Origin of the sequence: Flavonifractor sp. An9, assembly GCF_002161245.1 — a bacterium.
GTDB classification, from domain to species: domain Bacteria; phylum Bacillota; class Clostridia; order Oscillospirales; family Oscillospiraceae; genus Flavonifractor; species Flavonifractor avicola.
On the sequence record NZ_NFHC01000022.1, the window covers coordinates 1 to 22,265 of the forward strand.

General features: G+C 51.3%; 22 protein-coding genes. 20 read left to right on the top strand and 2 right to left on the bottom strand.

Features of this window, described 5'->3' with window-relative positions:
- Positions 1-204: 204 nt before the first annotated feature.
- The gene (locus tag B5G40_RS12810; protein WP_087399860.1) at positions 205-759 is read right to left on the bottom strand and encodes an SLOG family protein; all 555 of its coding nucleotides are present in this window, start codon (positions 757-759) and stop codon (positions 205-207) included.
- A gap of 124 nt (positions 760-883) precedes the next feature.
- The gene (locus B5G40_RS12815; protein ID WP_087399861.1) at positions 884-1,219 is read right to left on the bottom strand and encodes a helix-turn-helix domain-containing protein; all 336 of its coding nucleotides are present in this window, start codon (positions 1,217-1,219) and stop codon (positions 884-886) included.
- 508 nt (positions 1,220-1,727) lie between these two features.
- Here B5G40_RS12815 and B5G40_RS12820 point away from each other — a divergent pair.
- From B5G40_RS12820 to B5G40_RS12915, 20 genes are all read left to right on the top strand, one after another.
- A complete protein-coding gene (locus B5G40_RS12820; RefSeq protein ID WP_087399862.1) occupies positions 1,728-3,152 on the top strand; it encodes a DUF6138 family protein in 1,425 nt (474 codons plus the stop codon).
- Positions 3,149-4,531: a DUF6138 family protein gene (locus tag B5G40_RS12825; protein WP_087399863.1), complete on the top strand. Its 1,383-nt coding sequence runs from the start codon at positions 3,149-3,151 to the stop codon at positions 4,529-4,531. Before B5G40_RS12820 ends, B5G40_RS12825 begins: the two co-directional genes overlap by 4 nt.
- Before the next feature lie 18 nt (positions 4,532-4,549).
- Entirely contained in the window at positions 4,550-5,641 is a 1,092-nt protein-coding gene (locus B5G40_RS12830; protein WP_206407243.1) for an ankyrin repeat domain-containing protein, read from the top strand.
- 64 nt (positions 5,642-5,705) lie between these two features.
- Positions 5,706-6,056 carry a hypothetical protein gene (locus B5G40_RS12835; RefSeq protein WP_242959426.1) on the top strand — a complete coding sequence of 117 codons (351 nt, stop codon included), beginning with the start codon at positions 5,706-5,708 and terminating at the stop codon, positions 6,054-6,056.
- Positions 6,057-6,073: 17 nt separating this feature from the next.
- A complete protein-coding gene (locus B5G40_RS17385) occupies positions 6,074-6,907 on the top strand; it encodes a hypothetical protein (protein ID WP_087399864.1) in 834 nt (277 codons plus the stop codon).
- An 84-nt stretch (positions 6,908-6,991) separates the two neighbouring features.
- Positions 6,992-7,648, top strand: coding sequence for a suppressor of fused domain protein (locus B5G40_RS12845; protein WP_008394719.1), 657 nt, complete (start codon positions 6,992-6,994; stop codon positions 7,646-7,648).
- A gap of 21 nt (positions 7,649-7,669) precedes the next feature.
- Positions 7,670-8,425, top strand: coding sequence for a hypothetical protein (locus B5G40_RS12850; protein WP_087399865.1), 756 nt, complete (start codon positions 7,670-7,672; stop codon positions 8,423-8,425).
- Between the two features lie 24 nt (positions 8,426-8,449).
- The gene (locus B5G40_RS12855; protein WP_087384885.1) at positions 8,450-8,905 is read left to right on the top strand and encodes a hypothetical protein; all 456 of its coding nucleotides are present in this window, start codon (positions 8,450-8,452) and stop codon (positions 8,903-8,905) included.
- A 63-nt stretch (positions 8,906-8,968) separates the two neighbouring features.
- Entirely contained in the window at positions 8,969-11,359 is a 2,391-nt protein-coding gene (locus B5G40_RS12860) for a DUF6892 domain-containing protein (protein WP_242959427.1), read from the top strand.
- 9 nt (positions 11,360-11,368) lie between these two features.
- Positions 11,369-12,394: a hypothetical protein gene (locus B5G40_RS12865; RefSeq protein ID WP_087399867.1), complete on the top strand. Its 1,026-nt coding sequence runs from the start codon at positions 11,369-11,371 to the stop codon at positions 12,392-12,394.
- A gap of 76 nt (positions 12,395-12,470) precedes the next feature.
- On the top strand, positions 12,471-13,331 hold the full coding sequence (locus B5G40_RS12870) for an NADAR family protein (protein ID WP_087399868.1): 861 nt from the start codon (positions 12,471-12,473) through the stop codon (positions 13,329-13,331).
- 9 nt (positions 13,332-13,340) lie between these two features.
- On the top strand, positions 13,341-13,718 hold the full coding sequence (locus B5G40_RS12875) for a hypothetical protein (RefSeq protein WP_242959428.1): 378 nt from the start codon (positions 13,341-13,343) through the stop codon (positions 13,716-13,718).
- Positions 13,719-13,764: 46 nt separating this feature from the next.
- Positions 13,765-14,466 (top strand): hypothetical protein, encoded by a 702-nt coding sequence (locus B5G40_RS12880; protein ID WP_087399870.1) that lies wholly within the window; start codon positions 13,765-13,767, stop codon positions 14,464-14,466.
- Between the two features lie 14 nt (positions 14,467-14,480).
- Entirely contained in the window at positions 14,481-14,756 is a 276-nt protein-coding gene (locus B5G40_RS12885) for a hypothetical protein (RefSeq protein ID WP_242959429.1), read from the top strand.
- A 13-nt stretch (positions 14,757-14,769) separates the two neighbouring features.
- Positions 14,770-15,774 carry a hypothetical protein gene (locus B5G40_RS12890; protein ID WP_087399871.1) on the top strand — a complete coding sequence of 335 codons (1,005 nt, stop codon included), beginning with the start codon at positions 14,770-14,772 and terminating at the stop codon, positions 15,772-15,774.
- Between the two features lie 11 nt (positions 15,775-15,785).
- On the top strand, positions 15,786-16,745 hold the full coding sequence (locus B5G40_RS12895) for an NTF2 fold immunity protein (protein ID WP_087399872.1): 960 nt from the start codon (positions 15,786-15,788) through the stop codon (positions 16,743-16,745).
- Between the two features lie 8 nt (positions 16,746-16,753).
- Complete coding sequence (locus tag B5G40_RS12900; RefSeq protein ID WP_087399873.1) at positions 16,754-16,990, top strand: hypothetical protein; 237 nt, start codon at positions 16,754-16,756, stop codon at positions 16,988-16,990.
- 16 nt (positions 16,991-17,006) lie between these two features.
- Positions 17,007-21,440, top strand: a complete 4,434-nt coding sequence (locus B5G40_RS12905; protein WP_087399874.1) for a suppressor of fused domain protein — start codon at positions 17,007-17,009, stop codon at positions 21,438-21,440.
- Between the two features lie 16 nt (positions 21,441-21,456).
- Complete coding sequence (locus tag B5G40_RS12910) at positions 21,457-21,738, top strand: hypothetical protein (RefSeq protein WP_087399875.1); 282 nt, start codon at positions 21,457-21,459, stop codon at positions 21,736-21,738.
- Positions 21,739-21,926: 188 nt separating this feature from the next.
- A complete protein-coding gene (locus B5G40_RS12915; RefSeq protein ID WP_087399876.1) occupies positions 21,927-22,259 on the top strand; it encodes a hypothetical protein in 333 nt (110 codons plus the stop codon).
- Positions 22,260-22,265: the final 6 nt, after the last annotated feature.

Below are 22,265 nucleotides of genomic sequence, written 5' to 3' on the forward strand. Positions count from 1 at the left end.
CTCGATTACGTTACGATCCATTTTCCCGCGTTCCAGCATCTTTCTCACCACCTGCTACTTATTTTACCTCTTATGAACGAAAAAGCCCAGCTTATGCTGGACTTTTTCGACAGACTGAGCTGGGCAACCCATAACAGGGTTGCCCAGCTCTTTTGTTTTCATGTTACTATGTTACTCTTTCTCACAGCAGGGTCTGCGGAAATACTAAGCAATACTAACAGAAAGTGTGATAGGATCCACCGTCCACACAGTTTTTCCTGAAGAACGTGCGTAGGTTACTGTCATGCCTGTGCCACTTGGGCTTCCATCCCAAACAGCTAAAATTAGGTCTGCTCGTTCTACCATATAGCGGTTTCTTTTCATCATACAATCAGATGTGTAGTGCGTTTGAAGCATGGTTTCCTTATCGCACATCTCGGCAATTCTAAAATACCGATCTCGAAGCGGTTCTGACCATTTGGAAGCCTGTGTTTCACAAGGAATTGCCGCTTCTAATGTAATATGGGGGTAAATCGCTTTTAATTGAAGAACAATCTCGGCAGCGTACATATCCACTCCAATGGCCATGCCTGTAATAAAATGCCAGACGTTTTCTTCTTCAATCATTTTCACAATGCATTCACGAAGCTTGGACTTCAACGCAGCACATCGTTCGTCGCTCTCGTTAAACCGAAATGGAAGATTTTGAGGGCGATGACCTGTAAATGCACAGGTGCGCTTATTTTGAGAAGTTCTGAAATGAAACCTCTTTAACAACATTCTATCTCCTCCTATGTATTAGCGTGTTATTGTATGTCGCTCATACACAGTATAGCATACACTATATATAATTGTGTCGAAAAAAATCGAGGGCCGCAAGATATTCTTGCAACCCTCAAAAAAGTCAGCCTTCTTTTCTTTTTGCCTGTTGAATCAAAAATTCTACAATTTCTAATATCCGCTGCTGCTCCTCATACGGGAGCTCCTTCAGCTTCTCAGAAAGAATACCGGATCGGTATTCGATAGCATGTGTTATAACATCGCAGAAAATCGCATCCGCAGAAGTTTCAAGTCCGTTGATAATGGCGATCAATTTTTCGTATCGGGGAAAAGAAGCACCTCGTTCGACCGTGGAAATGTAGTTCGTTGTCAAACCAAGCTTCTCAGCAAATTGGTCTTGTGTCAATCCCAAGCTTTCCCGACATTGCTTAATTCGCTCACCAATACGCTTATCAATCATTTTACTCTCTGCCTCACCTTCCTATGTCGTTTGTAATTAGTATAAGGATTAGCGGCACATCTAAACAGAAACGCTAATACGTAGTACATGGATTAGCGAATTATAAATTGAAAAAGTTTTTAGACTAAGTCACGTCGGTTAACAATGCGTTAATTTGCCAAGTCAATCAAAATATATCTTCCAGAATGCTAATTGATATGATATAATTTGCTTAAATTATGCCCTCAACTGGCTCAGTGTTTGGGCATGATTATAATTGAAGAGGTCATACCATGAAAGAAAAGCCAGCGCAGTTATGCACTGCATCTTTGATATATGAGGAAATAATCTTGTCTGTTGAGGAAACCACATCTGGCAGTAGATGTGGCTCCTCTCTCGCGGCCTTTTCACGCCCTGCGTCAGCCTGTCCAAATGACAGGGTGTCGCGGGGCATTTTTTATTGTTCGGAAAGAGGTGGCCTGATATGAATTTACCAAAACGAAATAGTGCGGACGGGCGCTGTTACTGGATGAAGCCCGAGGTACAGGAAGAACTGCAACCGCTCTTTGACCAGTGCATCCAGGATGCCATTGACAGGAGAATCACGCGGCTTGATTCTCTCTGGCCTCCGGTAGTGGTCAGCAGCGAAGGCGCGCCCTTTGAGGTGTGGCAACTGCTTCGGACATGGACCGAAGCGCAGCGGGCTGAGACCCTTGACGCGGAAAAGGCCATCGCCTTCAGCGAAAACCTGCGCCGCCAGAGCCGGTGGGGTGAAATTGACCACCATCTACTTGATATGCTGCAACGGGAGCTACAGGAGAAATATTTTATCGTGACAGGCAATGAAGATGACCACTTCTGGGATCGGGAGTATTCCCTAAAACCAGGTATCCGTGCAGAGCAGGTCCCGGAGCCGCTGCTGCGTTTCGCCTGCTATGTGGCGGTGAGCTATAAGGTATATGGTATGGACTTTCAGTATCTGGACGCCAATTACCTCTTTGGATTGGTGGAGAAAGTCCGTCCGGATATGGTGAAAAAGCTCCGGGAACATGGGACCGGCAGGCTGCCGATCTCTCTGCAAAAGAGAAAAACAGAGCACTTCACCGCATCGGCCAACGATGCCTTTGCTGTGATCCGTATTACTGCCAGGGACAACACAGAGGAATGCTGCCGTGAAGTGCTGAACTACCTGTGTGAGCTTCTGGAGCAGGAGGATTTTCCCCGCAGCTATGCGGTGGAGTTCAGAGGACCGGAAAAGAGGTATCTTCCCATCACAGGTCTGCCCAAAAAGGGAGTAAACCAGCTCTGTGCCTGTGCCGTGCAGTACCCCGGCCTCCACCCCCTGATGGAACAGTACGCCCGGCTTGCCATGCGGCAATATGAGCAGTACACCAATCTCAGCGATGAGCAGTGCGCGCTCCCCGGAAGTTTTGCCGTGTTCGCCCTGGGAATGCTGGGGCAAGAGTGGCGGCAGCTGGTATGGGATTATCTCGATCTCTGCGATGATGAGCACTCCCACTTACAGGAAAAATTCCTCCGGGAGTATGTGAAACAGTTCGGATTTACCGCCGATACCGTCCCTGTATTTGTCCGTGGGGTGCTGTCCATGCAGAACATGAAGTATTCCAAGGACTATACCGCGTGGATGGCAAATGCAGAAAGCCTGGGCGCTCTGCTGGAGGCAAAAATCCACCTGTCCGAGATCGTTCCAAGCGGTTTTTCCTCCGACGAGGATGATGACGAGGACGAGGAACCCGCCGAGGAAACAGAAGCCAGCCCGGAGGAAGTGCTGCAATACGCATGGGAAACGGTCTGCTATGTGATCTGGGGCAAAGCCAGCGCCAAGGGTGGTCAGAAAGTGGTGGAAGCAGCTTCGGAGGAACTGAAGGAACTTTACCGACAGATTTTTATTCCGATAACGAAGAACCTGGAAGGAAGTGGTGGCCTGCTATGAGTTTGCCGAAACGCGACGGCGTACAAGGTCGTTATTATTTGATCCAGAAACCAGATACGAACCCCGAAGTGCTGGAACACGCCGATCAGTGCATCCAGGATGTGTTGGATGGAACTGCAAAAGAAAACCATTCCGGCTATCCGGTGGTCGTTCGGAACCAAAGCGGAACGCCCTTTCTTCCCAGCCAGCTCCTGGAGCGGTATCTGTCCAAACTGCCTTTGAAGGGATTCCCCTATGAGGAAGCTGTTACATTCTGCGATGCCCTGCGGCGGTTGGTGGGCTGGAGGGAGATTGGCCACACCTTGGGAAAATACATCAAACACCAGGTGCAGGAGAGGTTTTTTGAGATTGGAGAGAATGAGGACTACTTTTCGCCTTTCCCGCTCTGTACCGCATGGCCGGAGCTGCGTCCGGAGGATGTGGACGAGAACCTGCTGCGCTTTACTTGCTATGTGGCGGTCTGTTATACGGTGTATGGGGCCAGCGATAATACGATTATAACCGAACACTACCTTGATCTGGTTTCCCAGCTTCGCCCGGATATGGTGAAGCAGCTGAAAACAGCTGGCAGCGGCAAATTGCCAAAGGACATCCAGCGGCGTAAGACGGAGCATTTCACCGCATCGGCCAATGATGTGTTTGCTACCATCCGCATCACCGCCAGGGACTCCACGGAGGAGTGCTATGCTGAAATCCTGGACTACCTGTGTGCGGTGTTGGAGCAGGAGGGATTTCCCCGCAGTTATTCGGTGGAGTTCCGTGGGAAGGAAAAACTCTATCTGCCCATTCCCGGTCTGCCCAAAAAGGGCGTCAATCAGCTCTTTGCCTGTGCTGTGCAACACCCCAATCTGCATCCGGCTATGGCGCGATACGCTCGTCTGGCTATGCGGGAATTTGAGTGGTACCAAAACCTCGCAGATGAAGCCTGTGCGATGCCCGGAACCTTCGCCGTGTTTGCCCTGGGGCTGGAGGGAGAACCGTGGGCACCGCTGGTGACGGAGTATCTGGATCTCTGCGACGACGAGCACTCCTCCCTGCAAGGGAAATTCCTTCATGCCTTGATCCGAAAGTTTGGGTTTCAACCATGGACGCTGGGGGTATTGGTGCGGGGCGCATTGTCCATGCAGTGGCTGGAGCCTGCCAGAGAATTCCGCAGCCTGATCGCCAATGAGGAAAGCCTGGATGCACTGCTGGCAGTCAAGCGACGCTTTTCCGCTTATCTCCTGCCGGAAGAAAACGAAGACCCGAAATTCCGGGCCATCGCTTGGCAGAGCCTACTCTGGGCCATCTGGGGGCAAGCCTCTGAAAACGGCGGCAGCAAGGTCATTAAGACGGCTCCGAAGGAACTGAGAGAAAGGTATCAGGAAATTTTTCAATAGACTATAAGGAGGACTCGGATGAGTGAAGTAAGCTATTCAAATGTACCTCCCATGATGGCTGCCATCAAAAGTGGTGACATAGAGGCGATTCGTTCCCTGCTTCACGCAGGGCATTCTCCCAATGAGCCACAATGCTATCAGGTAATGATTGGAGATTGGCCGCGGGATGACGAAGCCTCTCCGCTGGAATTGGCTGTACTGGAAAATCGGATGGACATGGTACAGCTCCTGATCGAATGCGGAGCAGATTTGACCCATAACCCGGAAGAATTGCTTTGTGGTTCCCTGCGCAGTCAAGACCTGACCCTGTTTTCCTTTTTGGTAGATGTGGGAGTCAGAATCCCCGCAACGCAAAGGGATATATGCAGGCTGTTTCTCCACTTGGTGGATCGGGATGAGCCTAATGTACTCCCCATTTTGAAAAGGATGGGCATGGATTTGAAACAATACGGCGGTGAAGCCCTGCGCAGTATGGCGAGCCATGGAAATCAGCTGCTGGTGGAGTATCTGATTCAAAACGGGGCGGACATCAACTATCACAAGCCAGATATGGTGTTTCCCTACGCTTCGACTCCTGTCACTGAAGCTGCATGGCACAACGATTTTTCTATGGTGCGCTGGCTTGTGGAACAGGGTGCAGACATCACCATCCCGGATAAATACGGTGACCGGCCCTACACCGTGGCAGTACAGAACAAAAATCAGGAAATGGCCGCCTACTTAAAAGCTCTGGAGCCGGAGGAATGGCATAACGAACAGGAAAAGGCGCGTCAACTCATGCCTTACAAGCTGCCTGCCAAGCTGGTGGAATACTTAAAGACCGGCCCCTTGCGTCTGGAATTTCCAGATCGGGAACTGGTGAAATGGGCGGAACTGTACCCCTACATGGATTTACAGGAGATGACCTGGAAACGTAAAAAGTTGCTCTCCCTTATGGCGAAAATGGACAATTACAGCGACTATTTGCTGCTGTGGAGTCCCAGAGATAAGAAACTCTGGTATCTGGACATTGAGCATAAGGAGTTTCATCCGTTAGCCAAATGGGAGGAATTTATTGCTGATCCCGGAAAATATCTTAATGGAATGATTGAGGGCGAGTTTGAGGAATAAGGAGAGAACACAAATGACAAAAGATCAACTCTTATCTTTATGGAATGCGGATAACTGGGAGGTAATGAGTTGCGGGGTCTACTTTACGGCTCACCGGGCAGATAAGGAACTGCATATCAACTGCAATGATTATACCGAGGCAGAGATTCTGGCAATGCCCTTCTGGGAGCGATTAGCTCAGGAACTGGATGAGCTGGACCGGCAGGCCCACGAGATCTTACAGAAAGAATTCCCTGATGATGAGGACATCCCCGATCTGCCCCTGACCGACATCACGATAGACAAGTCCGGCTGCTACGGGACATTTTCCCTCTGCTACGATACTGGGGACTCTCCGGCTGGGGAACTCTATCTCAATGTGTCCTTTGACGAGCAGTTCGTGCCAAGCCCGAAGGTTGGCTACGACACCTTTTGATACAGGGAGGCTCCCCTATGGCATTAAAATTGAACTTTCATGAAGTCACCCCGGAAGATACCGAAATTCTTCGTATGATAGCGTTGAGAAACGGGAAAGCAGAAGATTACCTCTGCTGCGATGTTACCAATGAGGATGGTGTAACGCAGACTACCTGGTATAGTAAGGCGGATGTGGCCCTCTGGGGGGAGGATTATATCCGGGCGCACACCACAATGAATTACAGCGATTATAGCGGATGGATCATCATTCTGGATATGGAGCCGTGGAACGATACACAGGCATCACCACGAAAAAAGAAGAAACGGGATTCCTTTCCCCAAATCCCTACCTGGCTGGAGGGCCATGTCAAAGAACGGAAACAAAAGCGCCTGCCCACCGTGACCCTCTGCTCCTCTGCCGGAAATGAACTGCTGGAAGTGTGGTATTACGGAGATTTGCTCACAGTGAAGGGAGAGTCCCAATCCTATATCATAGATAGAGACGAGACCCCCGGACTGGTGGCAGCCCGCGACCCAGAGAGCGGCGAGGAGTTCGTCATCTTCGACGGTGGGCAGCATGGTTATGATAATATGTTCTGCGATGAACACAATCCAGCCCAGCTGGCGCATCGCCCCCTCCAGCGGTATGAGATCCCTGCCTCCAAGTTGGTGCTGGAACTGGGCTACAATATCGACTATGAGGATGAAAAAGAGAGCTTCGAGGTAGACGAGGCTGATACCGTGGAACTGGTTAACGGTGAGCGGATGCCCTGGGAGCAGGTCAAACGGGACGGCATTGACTACATTGCACTTTACTATGTGAATGATAAAGGAAAACAGTTGCAGATTCTGGATGCGGAACTGGCATGAGTACAATAGGACTGTTTTGGTAAGAATTTAATGATTACTGGTGTTGATGATGTAAGCCGAGAAAAGAAGTAAGGTGTGTGATCAATGATTACTGGAAAGTATTTGGAGAATCCAGCATTATATAGTCCCGATGAACTCGAACGATTGGACAACCATATCGAAAAATATTTTGGAAAAGCCACAACAGTGGTTCATGAGTTTTTCAGCGAAGATATTCATGTTGATGTCTCCATCATTCCGCCCCATGAGGAACATAACTATTATACTTTGGTAACCACAGGCATGGGTGCGTTTTCGATGAAGATCCCAAGTGAATACCAAGAGGATGGCCTTCCCTCTCGGATAGAACTGATGATGTGCCTTCCGCCTGAGTGGAACCCTGAAAGTAAGGAAAGCCAAGAAAATTGGCCAGTAGAGTTGCTTCGCTATTTAGCGAGGTTTCCAATCATAGAAAGCACTTGGCTGGGCTATGGGCATTCTATTCAAAACGGAACACCATACGCAGACAATACATTGCTGGCAGGGTGTGTTCTTTTAGGCGTACAGGATGCGCCGGAGGGTGCTGCCGTCTGTAAGCTCTCAGATGGAAGTTGGGTCGGTTTTTATCAGGTGATTCCTCTGACAGAGAATGAACTGGAATACAAGATTCAGCATAGTACAGATGAAATGCTGGAATACATGGAAGATGTAGACCATGTTGTATATTTCCAAAGACCGGATACTAATTTTGAATCACATTAGCAGAATAAGGAGAGAAGCAAAATGGAACAGGCATACTGCACCGCAGTTTTCTGGCGCGGCGGAGAAAAGATTGATCTGAATGGACTAAAACCAGATGCGGTACGGTGTCTGTCTGTGACGGGAGAGCGGAAGGTGAATCTGTCCTTCCTGCGAGATTATCCCAATCTGGAGGAACTGACCCTAATGGAAAAATGTGAGGGTGTAGAAGTTCTCTCCGAGCTAAAGCAGCTTCATACACTGTCCCTATGGCTGTCGGCCCCTGTTTCCTGGGACAATGTTTCTCTCCCCGGCCTGCGTGTTCTCCACCTGCGTGGGGAAAAGAATGGCGACATCACCCCGTTTCTCTCCAGCATTACCAATCTCCATTTGGAGGAAATGCGGAAAACGGAAGATCTCACCCCTTTCCTGACTCCGGCGACCCGGCTTCAGAAACTCTATCTCCAGTCACTACCAGCTGTGCAGAAACTACCGGCTCTGGATGGGCTTCCTTCCCTTTATGCCCTGAAACTCTATGAACTGCATAAACTCAGCGATTTGTCCGCCCTCTCTCACAGCCATTTGCGCTACTTTGCCGCCTCTCTGATCGGGGATAAACTCTCCGCCCAGGCGCTGGCAGATGCTGTGCTGGCAATTCCCGGTCTGGAGGCAGCCGCGCTCCAGCTGGTAGACCGCTCCGGGCGGCGCTATGGCAGTATCCAAAAAGCCTTTGCCGCCGCTGGGAAATCCGGATTGCTGCGGGAGGAAATTAGTGCTTTGACCACATGGCTGTCGCTGTAACCTGGGGATTGGGGCAAGAATGATATGGAACAGTTTTTTGAACATTCCGATTTGGGATTGGGAGCACTGACCTTTCAGAAAGGACCAGGGACCATCCACTGCTGGACTGGAAGAATCGCAGACACAGAGATCCTGTTTTCCATTATTTTGAACACATCTGAACTTCAGTCGGCAAACCTGGATTTTATCCGTTCTGTGCTTCAAAACTGGCGGGAGTATCTTTCAAAAGCGGAGCATGAGATTCAGGCGCAGATTGGTAAAAGCCCTGAGAAGTTTGGATTGCAGCGCGCTCCATTCCCTGAAACGGAGATTCCCGCCGAGCAGCCGCAATTTCTGTTTTATGATGAGACAGAATGGGGCCTGCACTTTGAGATTTGTACCCTTCCTGTGGGGGAGCCATTTGGACTTATGGTTGAGTTTTCAGGGGATACGCCAACGGATGTATATGGCTTGTCGGAAGCGGAAGAAATAGAAGAATAAACGGAATAAGGGGGGCAGTTGGTGTTGAACTTTGCAGAACAAATCGCAGACGCATTGGACATTTTGAAATTTGACGGAGCCCTACAGGACACTCTGGCGGAACTTCGAGGGAAATGGGGCGCACAGGTCCCGGCGCTGCTGGATGAACGCTTTGATGCCGTTGGCGTTCAATATATGAAACTATCCCATGAAAAAGGGGCGGCGGCGTTGGGGCAGGAGCTGTCTGCCTTCGGCTGGGCACTGTATAACCTGGACGATGAGGACGAGTATCTGTTTGCCTTGATCCCAGAGGAAGAACGCAGCGAATGGGAACGCTACTGCAAAAAGCAGGGGCAATATTGTCACCTGATGAAACAGCAAGGACGAAAATGGGGCGACCATGCCAAGGAGCAGGACCCTGGAAAGCTAATGCCCTGCGAGGAATACATACTTCAGGATGAGTACGATTATTTCTTCAACTCCCTGGCGGGTGATTTTGCGGCGGGCGAATGGAAAAACCAGGATGCAGAAGAATGGAAAAACGGCTGTGTGGCCGATCTGCGCCAGCGTCCGCCCCAGGTGACCCGCGCCCACAATTTGCCGCACCTTGGGTGCCTCACTTATTCCGCAGAAAATGGACTCTATGCCGCGTCCAGAGCCGCTGGCAGCGGGACTATTGGGCGGGCATTACTGAGCAAGAATCCGGCTACCCTCAACTGGTTCGAGCCGTCCCCCATTGGATATGACGGTCCGCCCCGGACCCTGTGCTGGGCTGACCATTCCCTCTGGGTGGGCGATCCCACCAACGCCACACGGATTGAACTCACCGACCGGGGCACCTGTCAGGATGTGAAAAACTGGCCCCTGCCGGAAGATGGATGGAGCACCAAATACCATTGTGGCATCGTGACAGACGGGCTGGGCCGGGTCTACTTTTCCAACGAGTGGTACATGGGGCAGATTTACCGCTGGGAAAACGGCAAGGTAACAAAACACACCTTCTCTCTGGACGGATACGACCATCTCTCCGAGGCCGTTCCCGTTCCCGGCACAGGCCGCATTACCATGATCCACGCAGTTAGTGGCAAGGGGCGGATGGAAGAATGCCTGCTGGAACTGGACATGGACACCGGGCGGTGCCGCATCGCCCCCCTGCCCGGAATGGGCGAGGGGCTGAAACTACGCTGGTTTACCGGGGACTGGCTGCTGGTGCAGGGAAACGGCGAAATCCTCTCCGATGACTTTGCCCAGCTCATCAATAGGAACACCCGTGAAGTGCTGCGTATCCGTCCGGAAATGTTCGGCGGGGAGAAAATGCAGCACATTGGAATACTCACCGATGGCACGGTGGTCATCGTCACCCGGCGGGACAGGGTTGGGCCGGTATTTCGTTATCCCATCGACTTCTGGGGCTTCCTTCGGACGGCAAACAAGCCCAAAAAGCTGGAATGGCGGGAGTACAAAGAAGTGTACCCGAATCTGCCCATCTTTCTACCGTCCAAGGCCACGGAGCGAAAAATCATTCTCAAAAAAGACAGCCTGACAATCCTGGGGGCGGTATTTACGCCGCCGCTTACTCTGTCGCAGCTGGCGGAAAAGTTGGGGCCTGCCCACATTGTCCTGCAAAATGGAACACGAAAAAGCCCCATTACAGGCCGAGAGAGTCCCTATACCCAGGCACTTGCTTTGTGGGACGAGCTTGGACTACAGGGCTGGTTGGACGAAGATGAGCAGACCATCAAAACCCTTGGTGTCCGGGTAGCGGCACAGGGAGAGTATGCGGTCCGGCAGACATTTGACGGAGCAGTTTGGATCGGGTCCAAGGACTACCGAGAGGCCAGCTGGAAGGATTTCGCCGGATTTGCCCATACCCTCAAATTAGGCGGCTTTACCGTTTATACCCGCTTGCCGGGTCCTGTTCCAGAGGAGCAATCAGCGCAGAAAGCAAAGCTGGAGGCCCTCTCCGCCATGGTACAGATCAGCTGGAAAGAGCCAGAGAATAAGGCGGCGAAAGCGCAGAAATACAAGTTATCCAAGCCGACGGAACCAGTGCTCACCTTTACCAGCTTCAACTTCAAGCTGGCGGTTATGGAAGTCCTGATGTACGAGAAAGGCTTACTGGCTCCTAAACTGGATGCACATGAGTTTGCCAGAGAGTATAGCCGACGCAAGATCGACATTGACGCGGAAGGGTATGAACCCATCCCAGAGATTCGAAAGTGGCTGGAACAATACCCTGTCCCGGAGCGGCTGGCCCAGTCGGTCACAGAGATCGAGATGGATGGCGGCAGCGAGATTTATACCCAGCTCTGTCCGTTCTGGGATGGCGAGGATGGAGCCTTTGATCTTAATACCATTACGGAGGCGGAACTGCGCCAGTTCCCCAATCTCAAACATATTACTCTCATGTCTTCCAAGCCGGAAGAGGTGCTGCCGGTTCTGGAACGGTGCGGTATCAAGGTAGACTTGCTGTAAGGTGAAAGTATGAAAGCGAAACTAAAAGTGATAAAGAACTGGGAGTTCGAGGAATTTGAACTGACGGGAACTTCCTTCAAATACAGCCCGACTGGATGCAAGGGTATGGTAGCCCGCGGTGAGGATGAAATTGTGTTTTGGACCTATCATCTCGCGCAAAAGTGCAGCGGCGTTTTGTGGGTCAAAGGCGAAGTTTCCAGGTGGATTCCCAGCCCGGAGCCGAAAGAGCAGCAAGATGTTTGGGAAGATCCAGTCTTGCTCTCATGCGACAGAGGAATCCTGTTGGTTTGCCCGGCCAGTAAATCCCTTTGGTGGATGCCGCAGATGGATGGAGAGTGGATTCCGATCCCCATGGATAACTGGTGTGCCCAGGGTATTCCCAAGCCGGTGGCAGTCACCGGAAGCCAGGGCGTTTTCCCTATTGTGTGCCGAGTGGACAACTCCGCTGATGCGACCAACAGTTTTACCAGCCTGACGGTAGACTTTGAAACCATGACTGCACACTGGGCAGAAAGCGGCTCTTGCGTATACAGCAAAGCAGGAACCCGACAGACCCATTTGGCGGCTGTAGAGCGTGCTGGCGGAAATTTTGCCCAAGCAGACTTTCACTACAACTATCCTATGATTGGCTCCATACTGGAACAGAATGGACAGTTTTATGCCTTTTTGGAAAGCAGCACCATCAATCCGGCGGGTCTTTCTCTCATGGGCTACTATTGGTATCTGGAACTGGAGGAAAACGGACTATTCAAAAAGAAACTGTGGGGCAAAGATAATTTAAGCCGCCTGCCCGGAAAACACGGGATGCGCGGAAAATTCTCCGGTGACAGGACTTGCCTGATCCTATCTCCCATTTTTAAGAATGATGACTGGAAGGGTAAACAAAAGGTGCTGCGCCTTTCGGATCTGGTGCTGATCGACCTTGCCATGCCCCGTGGATACGCTTCCTTCCATGTGTTGGATGTATGGGGAAATCGGGCATTTCTCAGCGATGAGAAAGACAAGCTGGTTCTTTGTGAAATGACCTTGGAGTAGTTATGAGGGCTGAGTATGTTTTTCAAAAAGAGTAGGAAAAGAAGAATTTAATTGCTGTGAGACGAGGGAAAATGATATGGCATTACAGGAAAAGAAAATAATGCCTCCCCCTTGGCTGGCCCACCGGGAGATCGAGCGATACTCTATTGGCTGGCGCATGGGCTACGGGGAGGATTACATATACCGATTTGGCGATTGGCTGGACACCCTCTCCCCGGATGAGCGGACGGAATACCGCACCCTCTTTCCCGAGCCGGTGACCTGGAAGGGCTGGTGGGATGATGAAGATAGCAGCGAAGTGCTGGAACATGGGGACTTCTGGGTGAATGCGTGGCAGCCGGAAGGAATCCCTAAATACACCCGGCAGTGGCTCCAGCAGGAGTTTGCCGCTGGGAGAAAGCGGGAATTTTGCTTATTCTGGGGCCATCAGCCTTCCGAGGACGGCCAGCTGACAAAAAGCTGCCTCAGCCAGTGGTGGATGGAGGATTTCTGGTCCATTGCCAATACCTATCTTTGTATGGAGCAGTATATGATGGCGGCCAAGGCGGAGCTCTTTGGCGATAGTGAAATCCAGGAGCAGATATTGAAGTGTAGTGACCCTAAACAGATCAAGGCCCTGGGCCGCAAGGTGCGGGATTTTGATCAGAAGGTATGGGACAAGTTCAAATACGCCATTGTATTGAATGGCAACTGGTGCAAATTCAGCCAGAACCGCGACCTGCGTGAATTTCTTCTCTCCACCGGAGATAGTGTGCTGGTGGAGGCCAGTCCCTATGATAACATCTGGGGTATTCGTCTCGCAGCCAGCTCCCCCGAGGCGCAGGACCCGATGAAGTGGCGGGGGCAAAACCTACTGGGCTTTGCTCTAATGGAGGTACGGGACGAACTGCGCCGGGTCACGCAGAATGAAATGTTGTGCGACTGGAACGCAGTCTGAGGTAAAATGATGGAATTATTTGCAAAAAGAATGACTTGGGAGCTGGACAATGAGGAAGGACTGTCCTGCCTGTCCTTTGAACTGGAGGATGGCTACTTTACACTCTCCCGCAAGACCGGCGCGGATGCACTCCGCTTGGAAATGAATGATCCAGCCAATGGTCAGTTGATTGACCCGGACTGTTTTGAATATGCCCTTGATAATACCAGGTTTCGTCTAAATATCGTGTGGAACAACCGAAAGGTTCTGCGGTATCTGGAAGAACACCACATCAACACGGAGTTGTATGGGGAAATCGTCCTTCACTACACTCCTCTCAGCAAGCCACAGCTTGAAACATTATCTGCCGTGGTTCTTAGACTGTTTTTCGGTGAACTGCTTTTTTAGGCGGAAACAGAAGTGTCGTTGGCAGAAATCATACGAGGGGATAACTATGGTTAAAATTCATCGTATTTGGTTCAATACGGAGAGAATGGACAGAGAGGATCACTACAAAATCACATTATTCAGTCGCCCTCGTGTATCTATTCATGTGGACGAGTACATTTGGAGTTTCATCGAAGAAAATATTCTGAAGCCACACAAGCTTATGCGCAGTGAGAAGTATGGGTATCTATTGGACATTTCGTTTGACCAGTTTGACCCGGCAAAACACCGATATTTTCCGCTTTCCTCATACAACGGCTTGCTTCGGGAAGGGGTCGAGATGGACAGCGCCAACAGAAGCTATTTCCGCGAGGACTTTGCAGGCGGCAAAGATCGGACTACCTGGTTCTCTCCCAATAAAATATGGACAAACTGCGGCGACAAGGTTCTGAATGTGGACATCAAAGCTGCCAATGTGAGCGAGAATATTACCCCCAGAGAATACGCAGATTTGCTTTTCGATGGAATTGGAGCGGCCTTAGTGTTCAATTTCAAAAGGCTCAAGCGCGAGGAGTTTGATGGACTGAAGCCCAAGATTGACTGGAGCATCGTAGAAAGCTTCCCCTTTCCCGCACCCTTTGAGGAACAGCGGTACATTGGGGATGAAGGCGAAATTCATGTGTATTCCTGGGATGGCCGAAAGGAAACGACCCTTGTTGGTCCCTATTCCGTGCGGAAGTTGTACCTGGAGCATTTCAGAGAATCGTGAGGAGGAATTTTGCCGTGCAAGTCTGGTCAAAGATGGATTTTGACACTGGAAAGGTCATTTTTCTGGATGCCACGCGAAAAGAAGATATGCTGCAAGTGGAATATCCGAACTGCTTTCTGCTGGATATGGGCTGGTATCAGGACAGATACATCATTTCTGTCATTCATAACTTCGATTGGGCGAATCCAGTCCAGCAGTATGAAACGACAGAAACAAATCAGCTTCCCAAGCTGTTGACGGAGGCGGTTCGCCTTGTGGAAAAGGAATCACAGTCTGCCGGAGCAAATTGAAAGAGGTCTTGTTATGAACGAGAATTTATTTCGCCCACAATTTGATACATTAAAGCTGTCAGATAAGCTCTGGCTGATGCAGACGCTGGCGACTCGTTATAATTTGACATTCAAAGAACTATACGCCTTTTCCCGCTGGGGACAAAGCTGCACCACCGGCCTGTTTGAAAAAGGTGGCCGGGAGTTTGTCTTTGTCCCAGGTGATACCGTGATTCTTGGCTGGGAGGGCTTTGTCCAAGGGATGGACAAGGCCAACCAAGAGGAACTGGCGGATATGTTTGCGGAAATCGAATATGAGGGCACTGCGGAGGAATTTCTCCGGCAGGGTATGACCCCAGTACGCCAGGTGACCATTGGCCCCATGTTTGTGGGCAGAAAGCTGGAGGAGATCGGCTGGGAAAGTGTACCCATGAACGACCCTCGCATCACCGCCCACCCCGACTGGCTGGAGAACTTGCAGAAGTGGGCGGGCCAGAACAGCCAGAGTTTTGAGATACATGAAACTGTCCGCTTTGAACGCAATGGTGATAGCTGGCGAGCGTGGCTGTGCCATCCAATGACCTACCCAGAGTTTCAGCGATCCCTGTTGTGGGAGGTGGCAGCCAGCCTTCCCACGCCGGATGAGTGGGCCTATCTGTGCGGAGGCGGATGCCGCACCCTGTTTCCCTGGGGAGATGGACTGGATTACTCCATGCATCTGCACCACTTTGAAAGCGAGGAAGATCAGGGCAAGCCATACAACATGGAGCAGGCTAACTTCTTTGGTCTGTCTATTGCCTACGACCCCTATAAGCGAGAGTTGGTAGACGGGAAAACATTGACCACCTGCGGCGGTGACGGTGGCTGCAATGTCTGCGGTGGCATGGGTCCTTTGCTTGGATATTTACCCTGTTCCCCTCACTGTAAACCGGAGGTTCGGGAAGATAACGAGATTCACAATGACTATGACTTTTTCCGTCCTGTTATCCGGGTGCAGACATCCGGGTGGAGAATGGTAATAGATAGAGCGCAAGAGTAAGGAGGTAAACCATGGAATGGCCAAAACGGACACGAACAGCGGATTGGGAAAACGGTGTCCTAACTTTAGATGGAGAAAAGAAATTTGATATTCCGAAGCTGACCGCAGAGATTATGGAGCGGTTGGCCGGTTACACCCTGGTGGGCTTCCATGTGAAAGGGTATCCGGTGACGGATGAACTGCTGGCCCCCTTTGCCGGGCATAAAAGCATGGTCAACTTCGGCGTGGAAAACGGCACCCTCACCGACGCCTGTTTCCCCGTTTTTTCCGCCATGCCCAAGCTGCGCATCCTGCTGCTGACCGGGAACGCCGGGATCGACGGCAGCGGCCTGTCCGCCCTACAAGGCTGTAAGCTGGACCTGCTGACCCTTGACCACACTGGGCTGGATGATGCCGGTCTGCTCCAGGCAGCCTCCATCCCCAAGCTCTCTCATATCTGGATCGACCACACTGCTGTTACTTATGATGGACTGCTGGCTGTCGCCGGCAACAACTACATCAAGCCGGTGGCCCATGTGCAATTTAGCAAGGAGCAGATGGAACACTTCTCCCAGCTCCAGCGGGAAAAGGCCAAAAAGCCCGTCCAGCTGGATGAGCAGGCAGCGTCGGAATGCCGCAGTGTGTTGTCCGCTTTCTTTGCCGAAATGACAGAATGGGAGCAGTACATGGAGCAGGTTGGGTTTGAAGATGCCGAGGCTGTGCCCCGCCTGCTGGCGATCTGGGAGAAGTATGTGAGCGAAAAGCCCCGTCTGGGCTATCGGCCTCTGGCCCTCTCATACAGCGCCCAGGGCACCTACAACGGGGAAGAATTCCTTGACGCGGAGCAGATCACCAAGAACAAGCTCTATATCTACACCAGAGAGAAAAATACCGGCTTTGACCGCCGTTTCCTCATGAAGCATGTGGGCGAGGTTTGGATGATCGACGCGGTGCAGGAGCGGCTGAACGGCTGGCAGCGGACAGGATTGTGAGGCATCACATGGCTTGGAAATATGAAACCTTTGGCCCAGACGGTCAATGCAAATTGTTCGGTGTGAACATCTTTGACTACGACTGGCAAACCACCGGCAAGCGAGTAAAAGTCAAAGACCCGATCTACCACCAAGACCATACCTTTGAGGTCTGGCAGGTGGAGATTGACGGGCAGAATTACCGCTTTGCCGCTGGAGAGTTCTCCAACTGCGTATGGGGATTCTATTTAGAAACTCAATCATAAACGAGGGGGTCATGATATGGATTTATTGAAACAATGCCAGCAATGGTTTGAACAGGATGAAGCGCAGAAGGTAATCGACGCCCTGGAAGTGATTCCTGCCGAGGAGCGCACCCCGGAACTGGACAGCGAATTGGCCAAGGCATATATTGCTGTTGCACATATAGGAGAACGGGAGCCTTTTGAAAAGGCGCTGGAACTTCTGGCTCCCCATGAGGAGTATTTTGCCGAAGATCACTGCTGGAATTATCGGATCGCTTCCGCTTATTATTTTCTGGATGAGGAAGGCCCCGCCCTTCGTTACTTTGAAAAGGCTCTGAAAGCCCGCCCCGGAGACAAAGATACTCAGGAGTACATAAACGATTGCCGCCGTCGTTTGTCCCTGCCCCGCTTTGAAAAGAACTTCCATGAAAGGACGCAGGACGCATGGGCAGCCTTTTCTCAAATTGAGGCAGAACTGCGTCAAATCATAGATACTGACGAAACACACCAGCGCGGCGAAGAACTGGTTGAAAAATGTGGGAATGCACTCAAGACGGCCCTGCGTGATACTTCCTTTGAACTGGGCTTCAATGGCGAAAAGCATGAATTGATCCTCAGTCCAGAGGGGCTTCGCTCCCGCCTGTTCCCGTTGGTGTACTTCCAGAAGCAGGCCCCGGAATCGGTGCTTGAGCATTGGAATATCTGGGTAGGCCGCCAGCCCTGTGAGGGGTTCGAGCTGCGGGCTGGAGAGATCGAAGTTCGGGCTGATGATGTGCAGATGTGGGCAGAGGAAACAGAGGATCATCAGGTAAGTCTGGTCCTTTACTGTGAAAAGCTGACCCCGATCTTGAAAGAGGACACAGACAAGGTCTGGTGGGCACTCTCTATGCTGGTGGATCAAACTATCGGAGAAGTTTCCGCTATCGCCTTTGTTGCTGGGTTTGATGTTTATGCTCAGCCGAAAGACGAACCGGCCAAGCTGCTTTCTGAACTGCCGGAGTTGCTGCAAAGCATGGGGCTTTCTCTCTGGCGGGATGGCAGCGACTACCTGGAAAACAGTTATCTTGCCTATGAACTGGAACCGGTGGAGGACCCGGAGGCTGACTGGCGGCTGGATGTCTATACTGGAAGCTGCCGCCTGCCAGTGCTCATCAACGACTACCTGACTGCCCGCAGTGATATGGTGGATGAGTACCACAAGGATGGCATTGCCGCTGGATTCCTCCTGTACCCGCTGTCCGGTTTTACCGGTGAGGAACGAGTGAAAGCCATTCTGGATTTCCGGGATAACCTGCGGGATGCCATCCTACGGGATGCAGGAGAGGAAGCCGTAACCTTTCTGGGTGGGGCCACTGGTCTGTATTGCGGGTATCTGGATTTTATCGCCTGGGATCTGCCCGCTGTACTAACAGCGGCACAGGCATTTTTTGAGGGAAGCGACCTGCCCTATGCCCACTTCCACGCATTTCGGCGGGACGTGGGCGGTGTGCCGCTGCTGGATGAGGAGAAAATAGAGCCTGATATTCATGAGGAAACTGGCTCCCTGCTCTCGGCAGAAGATATTGAAACGCTGGAATCCTTTGATGAAGGAGTTTCCGGCTACTTTGGGAAAATGCTCCGCTGGCTGGAGGATTTTATCAAAAGCGGCGTAGAAGAAGGAAGATTCACCGAAAAACAGGCCCATCAGGATTTGCAGATCGCCCTCTGGTATTCCTTCGCCAGCAACAATCTGGATGACTATATCCACTACTACCGTGCCGCGGAGTGGATGAAGGATTCGGAGAAAAACGCCGCAGGCTGTGCCACCTGGTACTACCGGTATTCTGTGGCGCTGATGTACTGCGGCAGGCTGGAAGAAGCACTGGAATATGCGCAGCGGGGCGCCCAGGAGGAGCCGGACTACCCCTGGGTCTGGCTGCAGGTGGGCAAGCTGCGGGCGCATTTTGGCGATAAAGCGGGTGCACTGGATGCCGTCAAACAAGGGTTAAAACTGGAACCGGGAGATTATGAGTTCCTGACCTTAAAAAAAGAGATCAAAGCCGGAGCCACCCTGGAACAGATGGAATATCATTGGATCAATCCCGATGCTGACCAAACGCTCCAGCGGGGACTGGACGAGAATGCGGATGATAAACAATGCGCCATAGCCTGCATTCGGGTGGACGAAGCGGGACTTGCCGAATTTTATGAGCTGTTCTGCCCGGAGCGGTATGGCTATGAGAAAAATGCCCCCTGCTGTGAATTCCGATACCCGGTGAAGGAACACCTCGTGGAGCTTTCCTTCCGTATGAACGAAGCCGGACTCTCCAAGATGGGAACGGAATGGCTACGGCAGCTCAAGGAACGGCTGGACAGCGGGGAATGGCTGACCCACAACCCTGAAGGAGAACCAGAGGGCATTCTAACAGGTGTGTTTGTGGACCAGACCCGCCACATTGGTCTTGTCTATCAACAGCCTGGAGAGGAGCAATATTTTCAGATTTTCCTGAATCCAGACGGCACAAAGGCAGATGCCATCTGGTCCTCGACGGATAGCAGGGGCCCGGAGGTTTATACAGAAGATGAGATGTCCGCAATCGAGCAGCACATCAAAAACACCTTTGGCGAGTTTGAGAATGTGTTCCATGAGCTGGTTTCCCCCGACATTCATGTGGACATCTGCGTTGTTCCACCCTCTGAGTCGCGGGACTACTACACGCTGGTGACCATGGGCATGGGCGCCCACCGGATGAACGTACCGGAGGAGCTGGCGGAATACAAGCTGGAGCGGGCGGAGCTGGCCATCGCTCTGCCGCCGGACTGGAAACTGGATGAGGAATCCCTGAAGGATGAGCGGTGGTACTGGCCTATTGGCCTCTTGAAGGTGTTGGCCCGCCTGCCGATTTCCGGTGATACCTGGCTGGGCTTTGGTCACACGATGGACAAGCAGTCGCCGTTTGCGGAGAACACGATGCTCTGCGGCGCACTTCTGGTGGGCCCGCAGGATGTTGTCTGGAACGGAGGCGAAGTCTGCACTTTGCCAAGCGGCGAGGAGGTCAACTTCTATCAGGTGATCCCGCTCTATCATAATGAGATGGAGTATAAGATGGAGCATGACGCGGACGCTCTGCTGGAAAAGATGGCAGGCATCAGTTTTGTGGTCAATCCCACCCGACAGAATGCCATTACCAGAGGAACGCTTGCAGAGGAGGAGTTCACCGGCGATATGGACGATGCCGCCTGGCACCTGGAATCCATTCAGGAAAAGGGCCTGCCGGTGGATGAGATCAATGCATACAACCACATGGCAATCTATCTGCGCTGGTGCATGGAGCATGATCTGATGAGCGCGGAATTTATGGAGCGGTACTGGGAACAGGTGCAGCCGTTTATGGCAGATCTGAGCCGCGCCGATCTGCGTGGCTTTATCCGGGACCAGCTGAAAGGACAGCTCTTTGGGGCACTGTTCAACAAGGAGGGCGCAGCCTTTGCTGGATATTACTATGGCGAGGCGGACAGCCCGTACTTCCCCAGCGACATTGATAACTATGCCCTGGAGTATTTCGGTTCAGAGCAATATTATTCCGATAAGTTCCAGAATGAAGCCTATCTGTTCATCCCATTTGATGAAAAGTATTATCAGGCTATGGCAAAGGTCATGGAAAAGCGATTCGTCAACTGGCAGGGACAGGATTTTGACGAGGACAGTTTGGAGCCTTCCGATTTGGCTCAAGCCATCATGAAGTATTTGGGCTGTGAATGTACCTATTTCCCCTCAATGACGGATGATGACCCCATCATGTCGGCATACAACTATGCCAAACGGGAAAGTGTCAAAGAGGGCTTTGTGCCGGTTCTGATTAAGGCGGATGACGAAATCCTGTGGGAATGCCTGATTATGAATTCTGACCCGGACAGTGATGGCGAGGACGACTATGCTTTCGACCCGGACAAAGTTGCCGAATACCGGAAGAAAATGCTCTCCGCCCCTGTCGAGAACAGTAAGGCAGTCCTGGAGGAAATGATTGGGCAGCGCAAGGAAGAAGCCGAGGATGACGATATGGACTGGGATGAGGAGATCCTGGGCGAGATGGAGGGCGGATATGATAACCGTCGTTTTTCAAGCTACTGGAACTCCGATAATAATATGACCTATCCTCTCATTCTGGCTAAAATCCCCGTGAAGAATCCTTGGGAGATTTTTGCCTATCTGCCCTTTGGTGGCTGGAATGAATGTCCTAACACGCCGAAGTTAATGGCAGTTGCGAAATACTGGTTTGAACAGCATGGGGCGGTGCCCGCTGCCATGAGCCACGACGAGTTGGAGTTCCTGCTCCCGGCTCCCGTTTCCGAGGAGAAGGCTATGGATGCAGCAGTGGAACTGTATGGCTTCTGCCCCGATGTGATTGACCAGGGGCCGGAGGACGCCACCGTGGGCGCTCTGGCCGATGTGCTGCGGCAGTCCACTGTTTGGTACTTCTGGTGGGATTGAGCCGGAGGATGTGTCTATGAACGAATACCTAAAGCAATATATTGAACTCCAAAAGCAGTTTCGAGAAACAAAAGGAAAAGCGGATAGTGTTCGTGCGCTTTATGCGTTCAAAGAAGAATTAGAGCAGAGCGAAGATACACAGGCTAAAGAAGTATTGGTATATGTCTGGTATTCACAGGAAGAGAAAATAGTATCGACCCAGCCAAGGCCAGGTTATCAAGAGATCGGCTTTGCATCCCTTGAAGAATGGTTTAATTTCATTCAGGCCCTGACAAAAGACGGATATCGGATCACCTGACATACCATTCTGGGAAATACATGAAGCATAATATTTCATTGTCAAAGGGTGTCATCAAGGAGAAGTCCCCTCTCCCCTACTCTCATTCAATTTTCTGCAATACGGAGAAATGAAAGTTGTGAGTTCTGTTTCCCTATGCTATACTGAACATACCAACTGGAACTAACCGAAAAGGACTGGTGAGCTTAATGGCTGATTCTGAAACCAAGCGTGTACGCCGTACACCGGAGGAAAGAGCCGCAGAGATTGACTCCAAAATCGGAGTAATCACCCAGAGCATTGAAGGACTCGAAGCAAAGAAACAGTCCGCTATCGCCTCTTTTGATGAAAAAATTGCGGCTGCCCAGGAGCGAATCAAGGTATTAGAAGGAAAGAAACAAGAAATCCTTGCGCCAAAACCGCCACGGAAACCGCGTAAGACTAAAAAGCAAAAGATCCAGGAGATTTTGAAAGAAGCGCAAAAAAGCGGGATGAAGCCCGAAGAGATTGCGGAGAAATTGGGCATCAATCTTTCTGAATAAGTAAAC

Coding starts and splice junctions, on each gene's coding strand:
- B5G40_RS12905 (WP_087399874.1), top strand. CDS start 17,007: ATGGATTTATTGAAACAATGCCAGCAATGGTTTGAACAGGATGAAGCG.
- B5G40_RS12915 (WP_087399876.1), top strand. CDS start 21,927: ATGGCTGATTCTGAAACCAAGCGTGTACGCCGTACACCGGAGGAAAGA.
- B5G40_RS12825 (WP_087399863.1), top strand. CDS start 3,149: ATGAGTTTGCCGAAACGCGACGGCGTACAAGGTCGTTATTATTTGATC.
- B5G40_RS12810 (WP_087399860.1), bottom strand. CDS start 759: ATGTTGTTAAAGAGGTTTCATTTCAGAACTTCTCAAAATAAGCGCACC.
- B5G40_RS12820 (WP_087399862.1), top strand. CDS start 1,728: ATGAAGCCCGAGGTACAGGAAGAACTGCAACCGCTCTTTGACCAGTGC.
- B5G40_RS12880 (WP_087399870.1), top strand. CDS start 13,765: ATGGTTAAAATTCATCGTATTTGGTTCAATACGGAGAGAATGGACAGA.
- B5G40_RS12835 (WP_242959426.1), top strand. CDS start 5,706: ATGAGTTGCGGGGTCTACTTTACGGCTCACCGGGCAGATAAGGAACTG.
- B5G40_RS12855 (WP_087384885.1), top strand. CDS start 8,450: ATGGAACAGTTTTTTGAACATTCCGATTTGGGATTGGGAGCACTGACC.
- B5G40_RS12875 (WP_242959428.1), top strand. CDS start 13,341: ATGGAATTATTTGCAAAAAGAATGACTTGGGAGCTGGACAATGAGGAA.
- B5G40_RS12865 (WP_087399867.1), top strand. CDS start 11,369: ATGAAAGCGAAACTAAAAGTGATAAAGAACTGGGAGTTCGAGGAATTT.
- B5G40_RS12890 (WP_087399871.1), top strand. CDS start 14,770: ATGAACGAGAATTTATTTCGCCCACAATTTGATACATTAAAGCTGTCA.
- B5G40_RS12870 (WP_087399868.1), top strand. CDS start 12,471: ATGGCATTACAGGAAAAGAAAATAATGCCTCCCCCTTGGCTGGCCCAC.
- B5G40_RS12895 (WP_087399872.1), top strand. CDS start 15,786: ATGGAATGGCCAAAACGGACACGAACAGCGGATTGGGAAAACGGTGTC.
- B5G40_RS12845 (WP_008394719.1), top strand. CDS start 6,992: ATGATTACTGGAAAGTATTTGGAGAATCCAGCATTATATAGTCCCGAT.
- B5G40_RS17385 (WP_087399864.1), top strand. CDS start 6,074: ATGGCATTAAAATTGAACTTTCATGAAGTCACCCCGGAAGATACCGAA.
- B5G40_RS12850 (WP_087399865.1), top strand. CDS start 7,670: ATGGAACAGGCATACTGCACCGCAGTTTTCTGGCGCGGCGGAGAAAAG.
- B5G40_RS12830 (WP_206407243.1), top strand. CDS start 4,550: ATGAGTGAAGTAAGCTATTCAAATGTACCTCCCATGATGGCTGCCATC.
- B5G40_RS12900 (WP_087399873.1), top strand. CDS start 16,754: ATGGCTTGGAAATATGAAACCTTTGGCCCAGACGGTCAATGCAAATTG.
- B5G40_RS12910 (WP_087399875.1), top strand. CDS start 21,457: ATGAACGAATACCTAAAGCAATATATTGAACTCCAAAAGCAGTTTCGA.
- B5G40_RS12815 (WP_087399861.1), bottom strand. CDS start 1,219: ATGATTGATAAGCGTATTGGTGAGCGAATTAAGCAATGTCGGGAAAGC.